Source organism: Nitrospirillum karajorum, from assembly GCF_036348415.1.
GTDB lineage: Bacteria > Pseudomonadota > Alphaproteobacteria > Azospirillales > Azospirillaceae > Nitrospirillum > Nitrospirillum amazonense_B.
The window spans coordinates 1,848,250-1,864,273 of sequence record NZ_JAZBQB010000003.1; the positions used below are offsets into that span (position 1 = coordinate 1,848,250).

General features: G+C 68.0%; 14 protein-coding genes. 8 read left to right on the plus strand and 6 right to left on the minus strand.

Annotation, left to right across the window (positions count from 1 at the left end; all coding sequences use genetic code 11):
• Positions 1–162 precede the first annotated feature (162 nt).
• From ftsY to UCD39_RS22295, 6 genes are all read left to right on the plus strand, one after another.
• The gene (ftsY, locus tag UCD39_RS22270; RefSeq protein ID WP_330497918.1) at positions 163–1,104 is read left to right on the plus strand and encodes a signal recognition particle-docking protein FtsY; all 942 of its coding nucleotides are present in this window, start codon (positions 163–165) and stop codon (positions 1,102–1,104) included.
• A gap of 238 nt (positions 1,105–1,342) precedes the next feature.
• The gene (locus UCD39_RS22275; protein ID WP_004273344.1) at positions 1,343–2,851 is read left to right on the plus strand and encodes an AMP nucleosidase; all 1,509 of its coding nucleotides are present in this window, start codon (positions 1,343–1,345) and stop codon (positions 2,849–2,851) included.
• Positions 2,852–2,927: 76 nt separating this feature from the next.
• Positions 2,928–3,422: an inner membrane-spanning protein YciB gene (locus UCD39_RS22280; RefSeq protein WP_330497919.1), complete on the plus strand. Its 495-nt coding sequence runs from the start codon at positions 2,928–2,930 to the stop codon at positions 3,420–3,422.
• Between the two features lie 2 nt (positions 3,423–3,424).
• A complete protein-coding gene (locus UCD39_RS22285; protein ID WP_330497920.1) occupies positions 3,425–4,093 on the plus strand; it encodes a hypothetical protein in 669 nt (222 codons plus the stop codon).
• Positions 4,042–4,455 carry a hypothetical protein gene (locus tag UCD39_RS22290; RefSeq protein WP_330497921.1) on the plus strand — a complete coding sequence of 138 codons (414 nt, stop codon included), beginning with the start codon at positions 4,042–4,044 and terminating at the stop codon, positions 4,453–4,455. Before UCD39_RS22285 ends, UCD39_RS22290 begins: the two co-directional genes overlap by 52 nt.
• Positions 4,456–4,616: 161 nt before the next feature.
• Complete coding sequence (locus UCD39_RS22295; protein WP_330497922.1) at positions 4,617–4,943, plus strand: hypothetical protein; 327 nt, start codon at positions 4,617–4,619, stop codon at positions 4,941–4,943.
• Here the strand turns inward: UCD39_RS22295 and UCD39_RS22300 are convergent.
• The 6 genes from UCD39_RS22300 to sdhC form a co-directional block, all read right to left on the minus strand.
• Positions 4,927–7,575, minus strand: a complete 2,649-nt coding sequence (locus UCD39_RS22300) for a hypothetical protein (RefSeq protein WP_330497923.1) — start codon at positions 7,573–7,575, stop codon at positions 4,927–4,929. The two genes, UCD39_RS22295 and UCD39_RS22300, sit on opposite strands and share 17 nt — an antisense overlap.
• Before the next feature lie 8 nt (positions 7,576–7,583).
• Complete coding sequence (locus UCD39_RS22305; RefSeq protein WP_442943689.1) at positions 7,584–10,208, minus strand: hypothetical protein; 2,625 nt, start codon at positions 10,206–10,208, stop codon at positions 7,584–7,586.
• 166 nt (positions 10,209–10,374) lie between these two features.
• The gene (locus tag UCD39_RS22310; RefSeq protein ID WP_145611292.1) at positions 10,375–11,157 is read right to left on the minus strand and encodes a succinate dehydrogenase iron-sulfur subunit; all 783 of its coding nucleotides are present in this window, start codon (positions 11,155–11,157) and stop codon (positions 10,375–10,377) included.
• A gap of 26 nt (positions 11,158–11,183) precedes the next feature.
• On the minus strand, positions 11,184–12,971 hold the full coding sequence (sdhA, locus tag UCD39_RS22315) for a succinate dehydrogenase flavoprotein subunit (protein ID WP_322482836.1): 1,788 nt from the start codon (positions 12,969–12,971) through the stop codon (positions 11,184–11,186).
• 12 nt (positions 12,972–12,983) lie between these two features.
• Positions 12,984–13,382 (minus strand): succinate dehydrogenase, hydrophobic membrane anchor protein, encoded by a 399-nt coding sequence (gene sdhD, locus UCD39_RS22320; protein ID WP_330497925.1) that lies wholly within the window; start codon positions 13,380–13,382, stop codon positions 12,984–12,986.
• Between the two features lie 16 nt (positions 13,383–13,398).
• Positions 13,399–13,797, minus strand: a complete 399-nt coding sequence (gene sdhC / locus UCD39_RS22325) for a succinate dehydrogenase, cytochrome b556 subunit (RefSeq protein ID WP_330497926.1) — start codon at positions 13,795–13,797, stop codon at positions 13,399–13,401.
• Positions 13,798–14,153: 356 nt separating this feature from the next.
• Between sdhC and UCD39_RS22330 the strand changes: the two genes are divergently transcribed.
• Together UCD39_RS22330 and UCD39_RS22335 are read left to right on the plus strand one after the other, a co-directional pair.
• Positions 14,154–14,906: a GNAT family N-acetyltransferase gene (locus UCD39_RS22330; protein ID WP_330497927.1), complete on the plus strand. Its 753-nt coding sequence runs from the start codon at positions 14,154–14,156 to the stop codon at positions 14,904–14,906.
• 74 nt (positions 14,907–14,980) lie between these two features.
• A complete protein-coding gene (locus tag UCD39_RS22335) occupies positions 14,981–16,012 on the plus strand; it encodes a hypothetical protein (RefSeq protein ID WP_330497928.1) in 1,032 nt (343 codons plus the stop codon).
• Positions 16,013–16,024: the final 12 nt, after the last annotated feature.

Sequence of the window (16,024 nt, forward strand, 5' to 3'; positions counted from 1 at the left end):
CCCGGCCGCCCCGTCCACGCCTGAGACCCCAGTCGCCGTCGAGCCTGTTGCGCAACCGGAACAACCGCCGGCATCGCCTGAAATGGCCGAGGAGTCGGTGGTGGTGGCGCCCGTCGCGGCGCCCAAATCCGCCCTGGTCCTGGACGCCCCCCGGCGGCGCCGGTGGAAGAGGCGCCCCAGGGCGGCTGGCTGTCGCGCCTGCGCCGGGGGTTGTCCAAGTCCACCTCTCGCCTGACCGACGGCATCGGCGGCATCTTCACCAAGCGCAAGCTGGATGACGAGACGCTGGAGGAGCTGGAGGAGCTGCTGATCCAAGCGGACCTGGGGCCCGCCATGGCGGCGCGCGTCACCGGCGACCTGGCCAAGAGCCGCTTCGGCAAGGAGATTTCGCCCGATGAGGTGAAGCGCTTCCTGGCCGATGAGATCGCCAAGGTGCTGGTCCCCGTGGCCCAGCCCCTGGTGCTGGACGGCAACCACAAGCCCCATGTCGTGCTGGTGGTGGGCGTCAACGGCACGGGCAAGACCACCACCATCGGCAAGTACGCGCGGGAATTGCGCGCCGCCGGCAAGACCGTGTGGCTGGCCGCCGGCGACACCTTCCGCGCCGCCGCCGTCAGCCAGCTGCAGATCTGGGGCGAACGCACCGGCGCCCCCGTGATCGCCAAGGAGACGGGGGCGGACGCCGCCGGCCTGGCCTATGAGGCGCTGGAGAAGGCGCGGGCCGCCGGCGCCGACGTGCTGCTGATCGACACCGCCGGCCGCCTGCAGAACAAGCAGGGCCTGATGGATGAGCTGCGCAAGATCGTGCGCGTCATCAAGAAGGTGGACCCCACCGCCCCCCACACCACCCTGCTGACCCTGGACGCCACCACCGGCCAGAACGCCCATTCGCAGGTGGAGGTGTTCAAGGAGATGGTGTCGGTCAACGGCCTGATCCTGACCAAGCTGGACGGTTCGGCCCGCGGCGGCGTGCTGGTCTCGCTGGCGCAGAAGTTCGGTCTGCCGGTCCATGCCATCGGCGTGGGCGAGGGCATCGACGACCTTCGCCCCTTCGACGCCCAGTCCTTCGCCGCCTCGCTGGTTGGCCTGGACGAGGGGCGCTGAGGGGGGCTGGCCCGGTGTCTGGCCCCGGTGGCTGGCCGGATGACGGAAGGTCGCGCAACGGTCATCAGGGTGCGCTTGACACCTTCCGTTCCTTGACGGACTATCTTTGCAAAGCCGCACACGGGGACAGCCCGGTGCGGCTTTTGTATTTTTAAAAGACTTTGCTGACCCAGGGGGTCCGCCGGCGGCAATCCGGTCGCGGGCGTGTAGGACCCCAGAATAAAAAAGGAGTTCTCGATTGAACGCACCGGTTTCCCTGCAGACGGACAAGGTCGTCACCTTCACCGACGCGGATGCCGCCTTCACCCACGTGCTGGCGCTGTACAATGACGCGGTGGGGCATTTGCGGGCCCGTTTCCAGGATTACGCCAAGGGCGACAGCTTCACGGGCCGGGTGCGGCGCTTCTATCCCTTCGTGCAGGTCACGGTGGACCATGAGCCCCGGGTGGACAGCCGCCTGGCCTATGGTTTCGTTTCAGGCCCCGGCACCTACCGCACCACGCTGACGCGGCCCGACCTGTACGCCCATTACTACCGCCACCAGTTCCAGCAGCTGCTGCGCAACCACACCACCAGCATCGAGGTGGGGGTGAGCGACATGCCCATTCCCATCCAGTTCGCCTTCCCGGAAGGCATGCATGTGGAAGGCGACCTGCCGCCGGAACATCTGCGCAAACTGCGCGAGGTCTTCGATCTGCCAGACCTGGCGGTCATGGACGACAGCATCGTCAACGGCACCTATGAATGCCCGCCGGGCTCGCCCGAGCCGCTGGCCCTGTTCACCGGTCCGCGCGTGGACTACAGCCTGCACCGGCTGAAGCACTATTCCGCCACGGCGCCGGACCACTTCCAGAACTACGTGCTGTTCACCAACTACCAGTTCTACATTGATGAGTTCGTGCGCCGCGGGCTGGAGACCATGCAGCCGTCGGACGATCCGGAGGTGCAGGCTTATCGCTCGCAGTATGTGGCCTTTGTCGAGCCCGGTGACCATGTGACCTTCAACCAGGCGCTGGAGCCCGGCCGGGCCGCTGAGGGGGAGCGGATCAAGCGCCTGCCGCAGATGCCCGCCTATCACCTGAAGCGGGCCGACGGCAACGGCATCACCATCGTCAACATCGGTGTCGGCCCCAGCAACGCCAAGACCATCACCGACCATATCGCCGTGCTGCGGCCCCACGTCTGGCTGATGCTGGGCCACTGCGCCGGCCTGCGTGAGACGCAGCGCCTGGGCGACTATGTCCTGGCCCACGGCTATGTGCGCGAGGACAAGGTGCTGGACGCCGACCTGCCCACCTGGATCCCCGTGCCGCCCCTGGCCGAGGTGCAGGTGGCCCTGGAAAAGGCGGTGGGCCATGTCACCGGGTTGGAGGGGTGGGAGCTGAAGAGCCTCATGCGCACCGGCACGGTCGCCACCATCGACAACCGCAACTGGGAACTGCGCGACTACCGCGAGCCGGTGCAGCGCTTCAGCCAGAGCCGCGCCATCGCGCTGGACATGGAATCGGCCACCATCGCCGCCAACGGCTTCCGCTTCCGGGTACCGTACGGCACCCTGCTGTGCGTATCGGACAAGCCGCTGCATGGCGAACTGAAGCTGCCCGGCATGGCCAACCACTTCTACCGCGCCCGGGTGGACCAGCACTTGGCCATCGGCATGCTGGCCATGGAACTGATGCGGGAGAACGGGCTGGAGCGCCTGCACAGCCGCAAGCTGCGCAGCTTCGTCGAGGCGGCGTTCCAGTAATGTCGCAACTGATCCGTCTGCTCCTGGAATGGGGCCCGTTGGTCATCTTCTTCGTGGCCAACGCCAAGGGGGGATCATGGTCGCCACCGCCGCCTTCATGGCGGCGGCGGTGGTGGCCCTGCCCATCTATCGCAAGCTGGATGGCAAGTGGCCGCTGATGCCCCTGGTCACCTGCGGCTTCGTGGTGGTGTTCGGCGGCCTGACCCTGTGGCTGAACGATGAGACCTTCATCAAGGTGAAGGCCACCATCATCTACCTGCTGTTCGCCGTGGCCCTGGCCGTGGGCGTGGCCCTGCGCCGCAACCTGCTGGCCCACGTGCTGGTGGGCGTGGACCTGGACCCCGTCGGCTGGCGTCGCCTGACCGTGCGGTGGATGGCCTTCTTCCTGGTGCTGGCCGGCGCCAACGAGGTGGCGTGGCGCTTCCTCACCACCGACCAGTGGGTGACTTTCAAATCCTTCGTCGTCATTCCCCTGTTCGTCCTGTTCAGCATGGCGCAAGTGCCCCTGATCCTGAAGCACCAGAAGCCGGAGGCGGAGGCTGGGGCGGACCGCAAGGGCGGAGAGGGGTGAGGATGCGCAACCGGCGGACCGCGCTTGCTGGGGCGATGATGCTGGGCTTGGCCGCGTGCGCCGGCAACAATGCCCAGGAGCATGGCACCGCCCTGCATCACCTGGGCGGCCCGGCCGATGGGGTGATGGTGCCGCCGGCGATGACCGTCCCCCCGACCCAGGCCGAAGGGCCCGGCACACAGCAGGCGCAGGCGAATGGGGCCACGCCGTCCGGCGGCACGCCGCGCAACCGCGCGGCCGCATCAATCCGGCCGGCACCCGCCCCCGACACCGCATCCCCCACGGCCGCCGGGCCGTTCGCGCCGCCGCCGGATACCGAAATGCGGGAGGTGGTGATCACGCCGCTGGACGTCAGCGGCTATTGGAAGATCACCGCCCGCTCCACCTTCGGGTTGGGCGAATCGGCGTTCTACAAACGCTATGAGAACGACACCCATATCTGCCGGTTCGAGCAGACCCGCGCCCGCCTGCTGGCTTACTGCCCCCTGCTGGATTCGGTGGGGGAGGGGGAGTTGCGTGAGCGCCATCTCAGCCTGTCGTGGAGCCTGGCGGGTGGCATCGCTTTCCATGTCGATGCCGAGGTCGAGGGGGGGCCCGGTAGCGGGACGGGGGACAGCAATTGTCCTTCACCGGCCAGGCCGCCGGCCGGCTGGTGGGCATCCTGCCGGTGACGGCGGAGGTGCCGGCGCGCGGCGTGCGGTTCGAGCCGCCGGCGGACGCGGCCCCACCCAGCCTTGGCCCCTTGCGCCAGGCCCTGGCCGATTGGGACAGCGGCCATCTCACGCCCGACCTCTACACGCCCAACCTGCTGCCCCGCCTGGCCAAGCTGCTGGCTCGCCCGAACCGGGCCGCGGGACGGGGCGCCTTGCAGGGCCTGCGCTACATCGGCAGCATCGAGCGCGCGCTGAACAAGAAGGACACCCCCGACGCCCGAGTCAGCCATGACGTCTATGAGGCACGCTACGCCGCTGGTACCTGGCTGTGCGTGGTCCATCTGGAGGGCGACGGCAAGATCAGCGACTTCGCGTGCTGATCCCTGTTTGTTGGCTGGCCCGTTACCAAACGGCCTGCCGCGTTACCGTCCGGTAAATTCGGGTAACCCCCTGGTTTCGCAGCCTTGTCCTTCCCCACCGTCCTTGTAGAGAGGGTGGGGGCGCCGCGTTGCGCCATCGCCATGTAAGGGGAGAACGGGGCATGCGTAACCGGGTGATCATGGGCGCCGCCGTCGGCTGCCTGTCCTTGGGGGGCTGCGTCATCAATGCCGATGACAGCGGCCATCACTATGACATGCCGCGCACCGCCACGACCGTGTGCCGGCGCGAGGTCGATCACGTGTACGACGATTATTACAAGATCGCCTTCGACCTGCCGGTCCTGTCCACCGAGGTGGATGGCCGCCAGACCGTGGTCCAGCCCTTCACCCTGATGCCCCGCCGCGACATCACCGCCGCCGCCGGCCGCCATGTCATGCGCTGTGTCGTCAAGGATACGGCCCTGATCTCGGTCAGCGAGGATCGGTGAGGCTTCGTTGCCGGCCTGGACCCGCGCCGAGCAGGGTCAAGGCCACGCCGGCGGCCAAGGCGGCGTAGCCCCAGCCCATGTGGGGCGGGCTGTACCGGAAAACCACCTCCGACTGCCCGGCGGGTAAGGCCAGTTTCTGGAACAGCGGGCCGTCTGTCGCCACCGCCTGTTCCCGGCCGCTCACCGTGGCCGTCCAGCCCGGCATGAACAGTTCCAGCCGGGTCAGGCTGGATGGCGCGGCGCAGTCCGCGGTCAGCCGCTCCCGCGTGGTCGGTGTCAGTCGGCAACCGTCAGCGTTGAAGTATGGCCGGGGGTTCGTGAGGGCGTCGACCTGCATCACCTCGTCGCGGAAGACGGGTCCACCGCCGTCGGCTGGCGCCGCCGCCACCAGGGCAAGGGCGAGATGGGGTTCCATGCCCCCGACCGGGGCGCCGTTCAGGGTAAGGGTTCGGCCCGCATCGGCGGCCATCGTCCACATGGCCAGGCCAAAACGCTTGTGTCCGCCCACCCGGCGCATCTCCAGCGTCAGGGGCATGTCGCCCGCCAGTGGGACGGTCCCGGACAGTGGGATCAGGACGTAGCCGCCCCCCGCGATATCCGACAATCCGCGCCCGCCCTCCGCGCAGGTGCCGCCGCCGCACAGGCGCAGCGTCAGGCGGCCGTCGGCGGCGCCGTTCTTCAGGGAACGGACAGTCAGTCCCACGGCGGCCACCTGGTCGCGCCTGGCATCGAATGGCGCCCTGCCGGCATCCGCCGGCAGGGTCAGGATGGCCGCGTCCCCGTCAGCCAGGACCAGGGGGCGCTGCTCCTGGTCGCTCATCCCGGAAGGCTGCCAATCGAAGGGGCCCTGGCCCGGTATGGAAACAACATAGCGAACGCCCACATCGCGGTAGGCGTCCATATCGCGCCGCACATTCTCCACCGCGCTGGCTCCGGTGGCAGAGCGGCGATCCCGTCCGTCGAAAGCGATGGAGTGCGTGTTGTCGTCCAACCGATGGATGACGTGGTCCACCCAGGCGGCCGGCAAGGGCAGGTCGTTGTGGTTGATGCCGGCAATGCCGTAATAGGCGCCATAGTTGGGTTGGACGGGGCCCACGGTGTAAAAGCGCTGCAGGCCCAGATGGCTTTGCAGAAAGGCGATGCCGTCCTCCCGGAGGACGCCGGCGCGCGGATAGAACACGGTGGGTATCAGCAGCAGTAGCATCGCCTCCGCCACCGCCAGACCACCCAGCCAGCGGGCGCGACGATGGCCGTCCAGGGTGGGCCGGCGCAGCACGGCGGCCATGCCGCCCAGGACCAGGACGGCCACGACCAGCGAACCCCACAGCCAGGGCCCACGGTAGGGCTTCAGCGCCAGCAGCGGGGCGGCAAGGCCCAAGGCCAGGGCCGCGAAGGCCATCACCGCAGTGACACCAAGCCGCTGCCGGCGGGTCGGCTTGGCCGCGCCCGCCACATCCTGGCAGCCCAGCCCCGCGAGGATGGCCAGGGCGAAGGCCACCGACGGGGCGAAATAGCGAAAGAACATGGCCCAGCCGACGCCCGGGATGGCGGTCACCACGGCGTTGACCAATGGCAGGCCATAAATGGCGCCGGTAACGATGGCGACCCACGCGGCCAAGGCCAGGCGCAGGGGACGCAGGTGGCCTCCGACGGCGCCGATCGCCCCCAAGGTGAGCAGACCGATGCCGGTATAGCCACCCACCGCCCCCCAAAAGCCGAAGCTTTCCGCCGTGCCGGGGTCGCTCAGCCGGCCCAGGCCGTAGGGCAGGATCAGCGTGATCAGGCGGGCGGCGGAGAGATGCACATGGCGGAAGCCGCCATCGCTGTGATCGCCCAGGTTGGCGTACGGCAGATAACCCAGGAAAGCGATCAGGATCGGGGCCGCGACCAGCAGGCCCCCGAGGGCGCCCAGCGCCACCCGCGCGAGATAGGCCAGGCGCTGGCGCCCGGCAAGGCCGGCCAGCCGCGCCAGTGTCCAGACGGCTATCAGCAGGCCGTTGAAATAGGCGACTTCGGGAAAGCCGGCATAGAGGGACAAGGCCAGCCCCAGGATGATCCAGGACCAACCGCCCCGCCCGCCCGACTGGACGCGGCTTCGCACGGCTTCCACGCCCAGAAGGGTCATGGGCAGGAAGCAGATGGGGTTGACGACGGCGTTGGCCAGCCAGGCGTAGGTGCCGTTGAACTCGAACAGCAGGGCCGCGACGGCCGATGCCATCGGCGCCAGGCCCAGCCGCCGCAGCAGCAACCAGGTGAACAGGCCGGCCAGGATCTGCAGGCTGATGTGCATGTAGAGCTGGCCGTTGGGCAGGGCCAGCAGCAAGGTTGGCGGGAACAGGGCGGCGGATTGCATGTCACCGGCCAACGGCATGCCGACGCCGGAATAGGGATTCCACCAGGGAATGGTGCCCGACAACCAGTCCAGCGCCGCGCGGTGGCCCAGGGCTTGGCTGGTATAGGCGATGTTGGGGTCCAGCGTGGCCAGGCTGCGCCTGAGGACGTTGGCGGCGATGCCGCTTTCCAGGAAGCGGGCATCGGCCAGCCGCCAGCCCAGGATCAGGTGCAGTTTGGCCAGGATGGGGGTGAGGATGACGAGGAGCAGCCCCCGGCCGCTGGTGGTGTTTGATGTCATCGGTACCATCACGGCATCGCAGGAGCGCGGCGGTTACGGCCGAAGGGCGGCGCGCTGGCCGCCGCCAGGGCAAGCCCGGCAAGGAAGGCGGCATAGCCCCAGGCGATGTGCGGCGGCTGGTATTGGAAGCGCACCTCCGACCGGCCGGCGGGCAGGTCGACCGTCTGGAACAGCGGGCCTTCCCGGCCAACCGGCCGCGCCGCCCCGTTCACGGTCGCGGTCCAGCCCGGCATGAACAGTTCCAGACGTGTCAGCGTGGCCGGGGCGCTGCAGTCGGCGGCAACGCTGTCGCGGCTGATGGGGGCCAGCTGGCATCCCTCCGCCGTGAAATAGGGCCGGGCGCCGGGCAGTTCGACGATGTCCATGATGCCGTCGCTGGCCGCGGGTGAATCGAAACGCAGGGTCACCTGGGGGTGCCGCCCGGGTGCCGGTGTGGTCCACAGCCCCACCGGGACGTCGCCGCCGACCTTGCGGAAGGTGATGGTCAGCGGGCCGGCGAAAGGCACTGGGGCGTCAAGGGGAATGGACAGGTACTGGTTGTCGACCGCCGTGGCCAGGTCCCGCCGACCCTCGGCGCAACGGTCGGCCGCGCAGAAGCGCACGGCCAGCGTGCCGGTGCTTGTCCCCAGATATGTCGCCACCAGGACGCCGACCGATCGCACCTCGCGGTCGGCGTTCATCGACGGGTCAGGCGGCAGGGGCAGGCTGGCGCTGTCGCCGTCCTCCAAGCGCAAAACCTCGGTCCGATGGATGGCCGTGCCCGGGGGCCACCAGTCGAAGGGGCTTTGGCCGGTGGGCGCCACCAGGTACTTCACGCCCAAGGCCCGGTAGGCGTCCAGATTGGCGCGCAGGTTCTCCGCGGCGGTTGGTCCCGACGGTACCTTGCGATCTTGGCCATCGAAGGCCGACTCGATGGTGTTGTCGTCCAGATGATCGTGGACGTAATTCACCCAGGTCGCCGGCAAGGGCAGGTCGTTGTGGTTGATGCCCGCGATGCCGTAATAGGCGCCGTAGTTGGGTTGGATGGGCCCCAGGGTATAGAAGCGTTGCAGGCCCAGGTTCTGTTGCAGGAACTCTATGCCTGCGGTCTGTAGCTGCCCGCCCTTGGGATAATAGCGCAGGGGCAGCACGAACAGGACCACGGCTTCAGCCACGGCCACCGTGCCCAGAACCAATGCCCGGGTGCGGTTGCCGATGAAGGTGGCGCCGCCCAGCTCGCGGATGCCCAGCATCACCACCACGGCGTAGATCAGGGATTTGGCCAGGATGGGCGTGAGGGGAGCGTTCATATACAGCATCCGGGACAGCCACAGCGCCGCCGCCAAGCAGGTCCACCCCACTGCCCAGCCGACCCAATAGGTGCGGTTCGGCCGCCGTTCCGTCCCACACTCCACCAAGTCCTGGCAGGCCAAGCCGGCCAACACGGCCAGCGCGAAGGAGATCGAGGCGCTGAAGTAGCGGTAGAACATCGCGTCGCCGACGGCCGGGATGGCGGTGAGCAAGAACACCGTCGCGTGCTGACCATAGATCGCGGTCGTCACCACCAGGCACCAGCCGGCCAGCGTCAGCCGCAAGCTGCGCAACCAGGGGCGCCAGACCGCCATCACGGCGGCGACCACCAGGACCAGGCCGGTATACCCGCCAACGCTGCCCCAGAACACCACGTCCTCAGGGGTCTTGGATTCGCCCGCCTCGCCCAGTGCATAGGGCAGGAACAGGGTCAGCCCCCGTTGGATGTTGAGATGCGACTGGCGAAAGACGCCCGTGGCATGGTTGCCCAGATAGGCGTCGCCCATATAGACCAGGAAGGCGATCAGGATGGGGGCGGCCAGCAGCAGGCCGGCGACCGCGCCGGCGGCGACACGCGCGAGGTACGCCACGGAATGGCCCCGCAGGTCCGCCAGCCGCGCCAGGGTCCAGGCGGCGATCAGCAGGCCGTTGAAATAGGCGACCTCGGGAAAGCCGGCGTAGAGTGACAGCGCCAAGCCGCCGGCGATCCATCCCCATCCGCCCGGGCGGCCGGCCAGCGCGCGGGCCCGCGCCTCCTCCACCCCCAGCAGCACCATGGGCAGGAAGGGGATGGGGTTGATGACGGCGTTGGCCAGCCAAGCGAAGGTGCCGTTGAATTCGAACAGCAGGCCAGCCACCGTGGCCCCCAGCATCGCCACCCCTAGGCGGCGCATGAGCAGCCAGGTGAACACCCCCGCCGTGATCTGCAGGCTGATGTGCATGTACAACTGGCCATGGGGCAGGGCCAGCAACAGGGTGGGCGGGAACAGGGCGGCCGACTGCATGTCGCCGGCCAGCGGCATGCCGATGCCGGAATAGGGGTTCCACCACGGGATATGGCCGGACAGCCAGTCCAGGGCGGCGCGGTGGCCCAGCGCGTGGCTGGTATAGGCGATGTTGGGGTCCAGGGTGGATAACCCCCCGCGGACCACACCGGTGGCCAGCCAGCCTTCGATGAAGCGGGCATCCGCCAGGCGCCAGCCCAGGATCAGGCCGAGCTTCGCCAGGATGGGGGTGGCGATGAGCAGGGCGATTGCGCGGAAGCCGGCGGAACGCCACAGAGCGGGGCGGGACCGCGCGCCGGCGGGCGGTGGCGGCAGGGGGGGCGTCAAGCTATTCGGCAAGGCTTCCATCACGGCGCTGAAGAGGCGAGGGGAACGCTTCCTCATCGGCTATGGCGGACACTTTTTCAATCGCCCAGTGCCGTTGATGCCGCCCCTGCAGGCCAAGAAAACGCCGCGGCGGGCGAACCGTCGCGGCGTTTGTCATCGTGGGCCTTATCGGCTGGCGTCAGGCGGCGCGGGCCACCATCAGCTTCTTGATCTCGGCGATGGCCTTCGCCGGGTTCAGGCCCTTGGGGCAGGTCTGGGTGCAGTTCATGATGGTGTGGCAGCGGTACAGCCGGAAGGGGTCTTCCAGGTTGTCCAGGCGCTCACCGGTCATTTCGTCGCGGCTGTCGGCGATCCAGCGGTAGGCCTGCAGCAGGATGGCCGGGCCCAGGTACTTGTCGCCGTTCCACCAATAGCTGGGGCAGCTGGTGGAGCAGCAGAAGCACAGGATGCACTCATAGAGGCCGTCCAGCTTCTCACGCTCCTCCGGGCTCTGCAGCCGCTCACGCGACGGCGCCGGGCTCTGGCTCTGCAGCCAGGGTTTGATGGAGGTGTACTGGGCGTAAATCGTGTTCAGGTCCGGCACCAGATCCTTCACCACCGGCATGTGCGGCAGCGGGTAGATCTTGACGTCGCCCTTCACGTCCTCGATGGCCTTCAGGCAGGCCAGCGTGTTGCGCCCGTCGATGTTCATGGCGCAAGAGCCGCAGATGCCCTCACGGCACGACCGGCGGAAGGTCAGCGTGCTGTCGATGTCGTTCTTAATGTGGATCAGGGCGTCCAGCACCATGGGGCCGCACTTGTCGAGATCGATCTCGTAGCGGTCCTCGGTGGGGTTGCTGCCCTTGTCCGGGTCATAGCGATAGATGCGGAAGGTCTTGGCCCGCTTGGTGGCGGACGTCTTCACCGACGTGGTCTTGCCGGCGTGAACCTTGGAATTGGCGGGAAGGGAGAACTCGGCCATGGCATCGGGTCCGTTCGGCTAAGGCGTCAGTAGACGCGCTTCTTGGGCGGGATGACGTCAATGTCACCGGTCAGGGTGTACATGTGGACGGGGCGGTCACCCAGGGTGACGGTGCCCTTCTCATCCACCCAGGACGTGGTGTGCTTCATCCACTCGTGGTCGTCGCGCTCGGGGAAGTCCTCGCGGGCATGGGCGCCGCGGCTTTCCTTGCGGTTGGCCGCCGAATTGATGGTGACCACGGCCTGGCGCATCAGGTTGTCCAGCTCCAGCGCTTCCACCAGGTCGGAGTTCCAGATCAGCGAGCGGTCGCTGACGGCGATGTCGTCGCGCTTGGCCCACACGCCCTTCATCAGCTCCACGCCTTCCTCCAGCACCTCGCCGGTGCGGAAGACGGCGCAGTTGTTCTGCATGATCTTCTGCATTTCCAGGCGCAGGTGGGCGACGCGGGTGCCGCCCTTGGCGTTGCGCACCTTGTCCAGGTGGGCCAGCGCCTTGTCGGTCACGTCCTGCGACAGCGTCTTGTGCGCGGCACCCTTCTTCACCGTCTCGGCGGCGCGGTTGGCGGCGGCACGGCCGAACACCACCAGGTCCAACAGCGAGTTGGAGCCCAGGCGGTTGGCGCCGTGCACCGACACGCAGGCCGCCTCGCCGATGGCCATCAGGCCCGGGACCACCTGGTCCGGGTTCTCGGCCGTCGGGTTGATGACCTCGCCATGATAGTTGGTCGGGATGCCGCCCATGTTGTAGTGCACGGTCGGCAGCACGGGGATGGGCTCCCGCGTCACGTCCACGTTGGCGAAGACCTTGGCGGTCTCGGCGATGCCGGGCAGGCGCTCGTGGATGATGGCCGGGTCCAGGTGCTCCAGGTGCAGGTGGATGTGGTCCTTGTGCTCACCCACGCCGCGGCCTTCGCGGATTTCCACGGTCATGGAGCGGCTGACCACGTCGCGGCTGGCCAGGTCCTTGGCCGACGGGGCGTAGCGCTCCATGAAGCGCTCGCCCTGGCTGTTGGTCAGGTAACCGCCTTCACCGCGCACACCCTCGGTGATCAGACAGCCGGAGCCGTAGATGCCGGTGGGGTGGAACTGCACGAACTCCATGTCCTGCAGGGGCAATCCTGCGCGCAGCACCATGCCGCCGCCGTCGCCGGTGGAGGTGTGGGCCGAGGTGCAGCTGAAGTAGGCGCGGCCGTAGCCGCCGGTGGCCAGCACCGTCTGGTGGCCACGGAAGCGGTGGATGGTGCCGTCGTCCAGGTTCCAGGCCAGGACGCCCTTGCACTCGCCATCTTCCATCAGCAGGTCCAGGGCGAAGTATTCCACGAAGAACTCGGCTTCGTGCTTCAGGCTCTGCTGATACAGGGTGTGCAGGATGGCGTGGCCGGTGCGGTCGGCGGCGGCGCAGGTGCGCCGGGCCTGGCCTTCGCCATAGCGGGTGGTCATGCCGCCGAAAGCGCGCTGGTAGATCTTGCCTTCCGGGGTGCGCGAGAAAGGCACGCCGTAGTGCTCCAGCTCGATGATGGCCGGGACGGCCTCACGCACCATGTACTCGATGGCGTCCTGGTCGCCCAGCCAGTCCGACCCCTTCACGGTGTCGTACATGTGGTAGCGCCAATCGTCCTCGCCCATGTTGCCGAGCGCGGCGGAGATGCCGCCCTGCGCCGCCACGGTGTGGCTGCGGGTGGGGAACACCTTGGTGATGCAGGCCGTCTTCAGGCCCTTTTCGGCCATGCCGAAGGTCGCGCGCAGACCGGCGCCGCCGGCGCCGACGACGACGACGTCGTACTGATGGTCGATGATGGGGTAGGCGTTAGCCATGACAGTCCTTCCTCACGCCCCGAAGGCGATCTTGAGCACGGCGAAGACGCTCGCGGCGGCCAGCAGGATGGCGGCGCCGTTGGTCAGCCCGATGGCGACCAGGCGCGCCAGCTTGCCGTGGATGTAATCTTCATAGACTTCCCGCATGCCGTAGGCGGCGTGGTGGAAGGTGGCGATCAGGGTGACCAGCAGCAGGACGGCGTGCACCGGCTGATGCAGCCAGGCGATGGCGTCCGCGTGTTCCGCCTTGGCCAGGCGGACGATGGACACCAGGAACCAGACGGTCAGCGGGATCAGCAGCGCCGCGACCATGCGATAGGCCAGCCAATGGGCGCCGCCGCTTTTGGCGGAGCCAAGGCCGCGCACGCGGCCGAGACGCGTGCGGAAGCCGTTGTCGGACGTAGAAGCCATGGAATGCGCGCTCCCGTCAGAGGGCGAAAGCGGCGATCCAGACGATCGCCGTGAGAACGAAGGACCCGCCGAACACCAGGGCGGAGTTGCGCTGCGCGCTCGCGGTATTTACGCCGACGCCGGCGTCCCAGATCAGGTGCTGGATGCCTTTCAGCAGGTGGTAGCCGAAGGCCCAGGTCCAGCCCAGCAGGCAGAGCAGGCCGATGGGGCTGCCCAGTACGCGCTGCGCCGTGTCGAAGTCGTCCGGGCCGCTGGCGGCGGCGACCAGCCACCAGGTCAGCACCAGGGTGCCGACGGCCAGGGCGATGCCGGTGAAGCGGTGCGTGATCGACGACACGGCCGGCAGGGGTAGGCGATAGACCTGGAGGTGGGGCGACAGCGGCCGTGCCTTTTTGGCCACGCTGGTCTCGCTCATGATTCGCGCGTCCTCGTCCTTTTGGATTATCAGGTGCCGGTGCCGCACCGGCCACGTGGCGCCCCCGACATGCGGGTCGGGACGCCGGCCGAATTGTTGCACCGCCGGGGGCGGATAGGATGTGAAGTCAATTACGCCCCTGCCTCCGGTCCGTCAACGCTCTGTCTGGGGACGACTTTTTGGGAATGCAAGGGGGTGGCGCATAGGTGCGTGATTTTTTTGGCATGGCTGGGGACGCCCTGTCGCCGGGGGCTTCCTCGACCGGACCTGGGGCCGGACCTGGGCCGCGTTGCGGCGCAGCATCGGGGCCGGTACAGTCCGACCGTCAACGCCCCGGCTGTCCGAAAGTTTCCGTCTTGCCCGCCAACGACTTGTGCCGCCTGCTGGAAGAGCTGTGCCTGACGGCCTGGCCCGCCCTCAAGACCATCCATGACGACGGCTGGCTGTTGCGCTTCGCCCAGGGGCATACCGGCCGCTCCAATTCTGTCACTTGCCTCGCGGAGGGCGCGCTGCCGATGGCGGAAAAGGTGGACCGGGTGGAGGGGGCCTACATCCGCGAAGGCCTGCCCCCGCGTTTCCGCATCACCCCGCTGGCGCCGGCCGGGCTGGCGGCGGAACTGGACCGGCGCGGCTATCTGCGGCAGGAGGAGAATTTGGTGCAGGCGGCCGCCATCCCGCCGGGCTTGGCGCCAACGGCGGATGGCTTGGACTGGCGGGTCGAAACGGCGCCCGCCGCCGACCTGCTGGACGGCTACGCCCAGGCCTTGCCGCTGCCGTTGGGGGAGGTGGGGCCGATGCGCCGCCTTTTGGACGCCATCGCCGTCCCCACCCTGTATGTCAGCGCTTGGGAGGGCGGCCGCTATGCCGCCAGCGCCCTTGGAGTTGCGGATCGCGGTTGGCTGGGCATCTACAAGGTGCTGGTGGCGCCGGAGCAGCGCGGCCGGGGCCTGTCGCGCCGCCTGCTGACCCGCCTGCTGATGGCCGGGGCGCAGGCGGGTGCCGCCCATGCCTATCTCCAGGTGGGCGGCGCCAACCACCCGGCCCTGGCGACATACGCCCGGGCCGGATTCCAAACCGTTTATCGCTACCAGTATCGGCAGAAATCTTAGTTGCATCATTGATAAGGTAGGCGCCCACAAGTAGATTGCCGGGAGGGCAACCTGTGGGTTGGAGCATAGGAAGGATGAGCGGCGTCGTCGTCGTCCTGGTTTCGAGCGTGGCTTTGGTCCTGTTGGGCACCGGCATGGCCAAGGCGGAGGAACCGACCAAGGAGTCGCTCACCAAGACCGTTCAGGCCCAGCTTTATCAGGATGATCCAGAGGGGCGTGGCGGCTTGGTGGCAGTCAGTGACGGCTACAAGTTCGTTCAGTGCTGGCATCTGCCACACCAGACCCTCATCACCTGCGAAGCGGCTGGAAAGCGGGGGCAGCCCTGGATGCGCCACGTCCTGACCAAGGAACGCCGTGCCGCCTTGAAGGAGATGGGTTTCACCGCCGACCGGCAAACAGGGAACTTCATCCGGCGTTGGGATCCGCCGCCGGGGCCCGAGGCGCTGTTGGCCTTCATGGTCCGCACCCTGGAGGTTGGATACGGCAAGAGTGGCCAGGACCCCATGATCCGACATGGGTGGTTTCCGGCCGCCGAGTGCCCGGCGCGGGTTGCCGCGGGCAACCCTAATGGCGGGGAGATCGTGGCGTTCGGCGCCTCGGTGAAGAACGTGGCCGAAGGCTGCCACCTTGAAGGGCAGGATGACGACGGTGATGACGATTCCCTGCCACTCCGGCCGCCCCTGCCGGACAACGCGGCGGATCTGCTGTCCGGGCAATACAAGACCATCGCGGAGGCGGTGGACTGGGTGGCCGGCGGCACGGGGCCGGAGCATCACATCGCCATCTTTTCCTGGGGCGACTTCTACATCCAATGCATGAAGGCGGGGGACCCGTCGATGCAGTGCGAGGTGGTGTCCGCCGACATCATGCCGCGGTTGAAGCCGGTGCTGAACGCCGCCGCCGGCCGCCGGCTGGAAAAGCTCGGGTTCCTGGAGCCCGGCTATTCCCTGAACTACGCCCAGAACTTTCCGCTCCACAAGGGTGCCCGGGACAAGGACACCAAGGCCATCGCCGACACGCTGGCGCAGGCGGCGCGGCAGGGCTTTGGCAACTACGTGTTCCTGCCGTTGCAGGTGGAACGCCATACCTCCAAACCCGCCAAATAAGGAAGGCTTCGA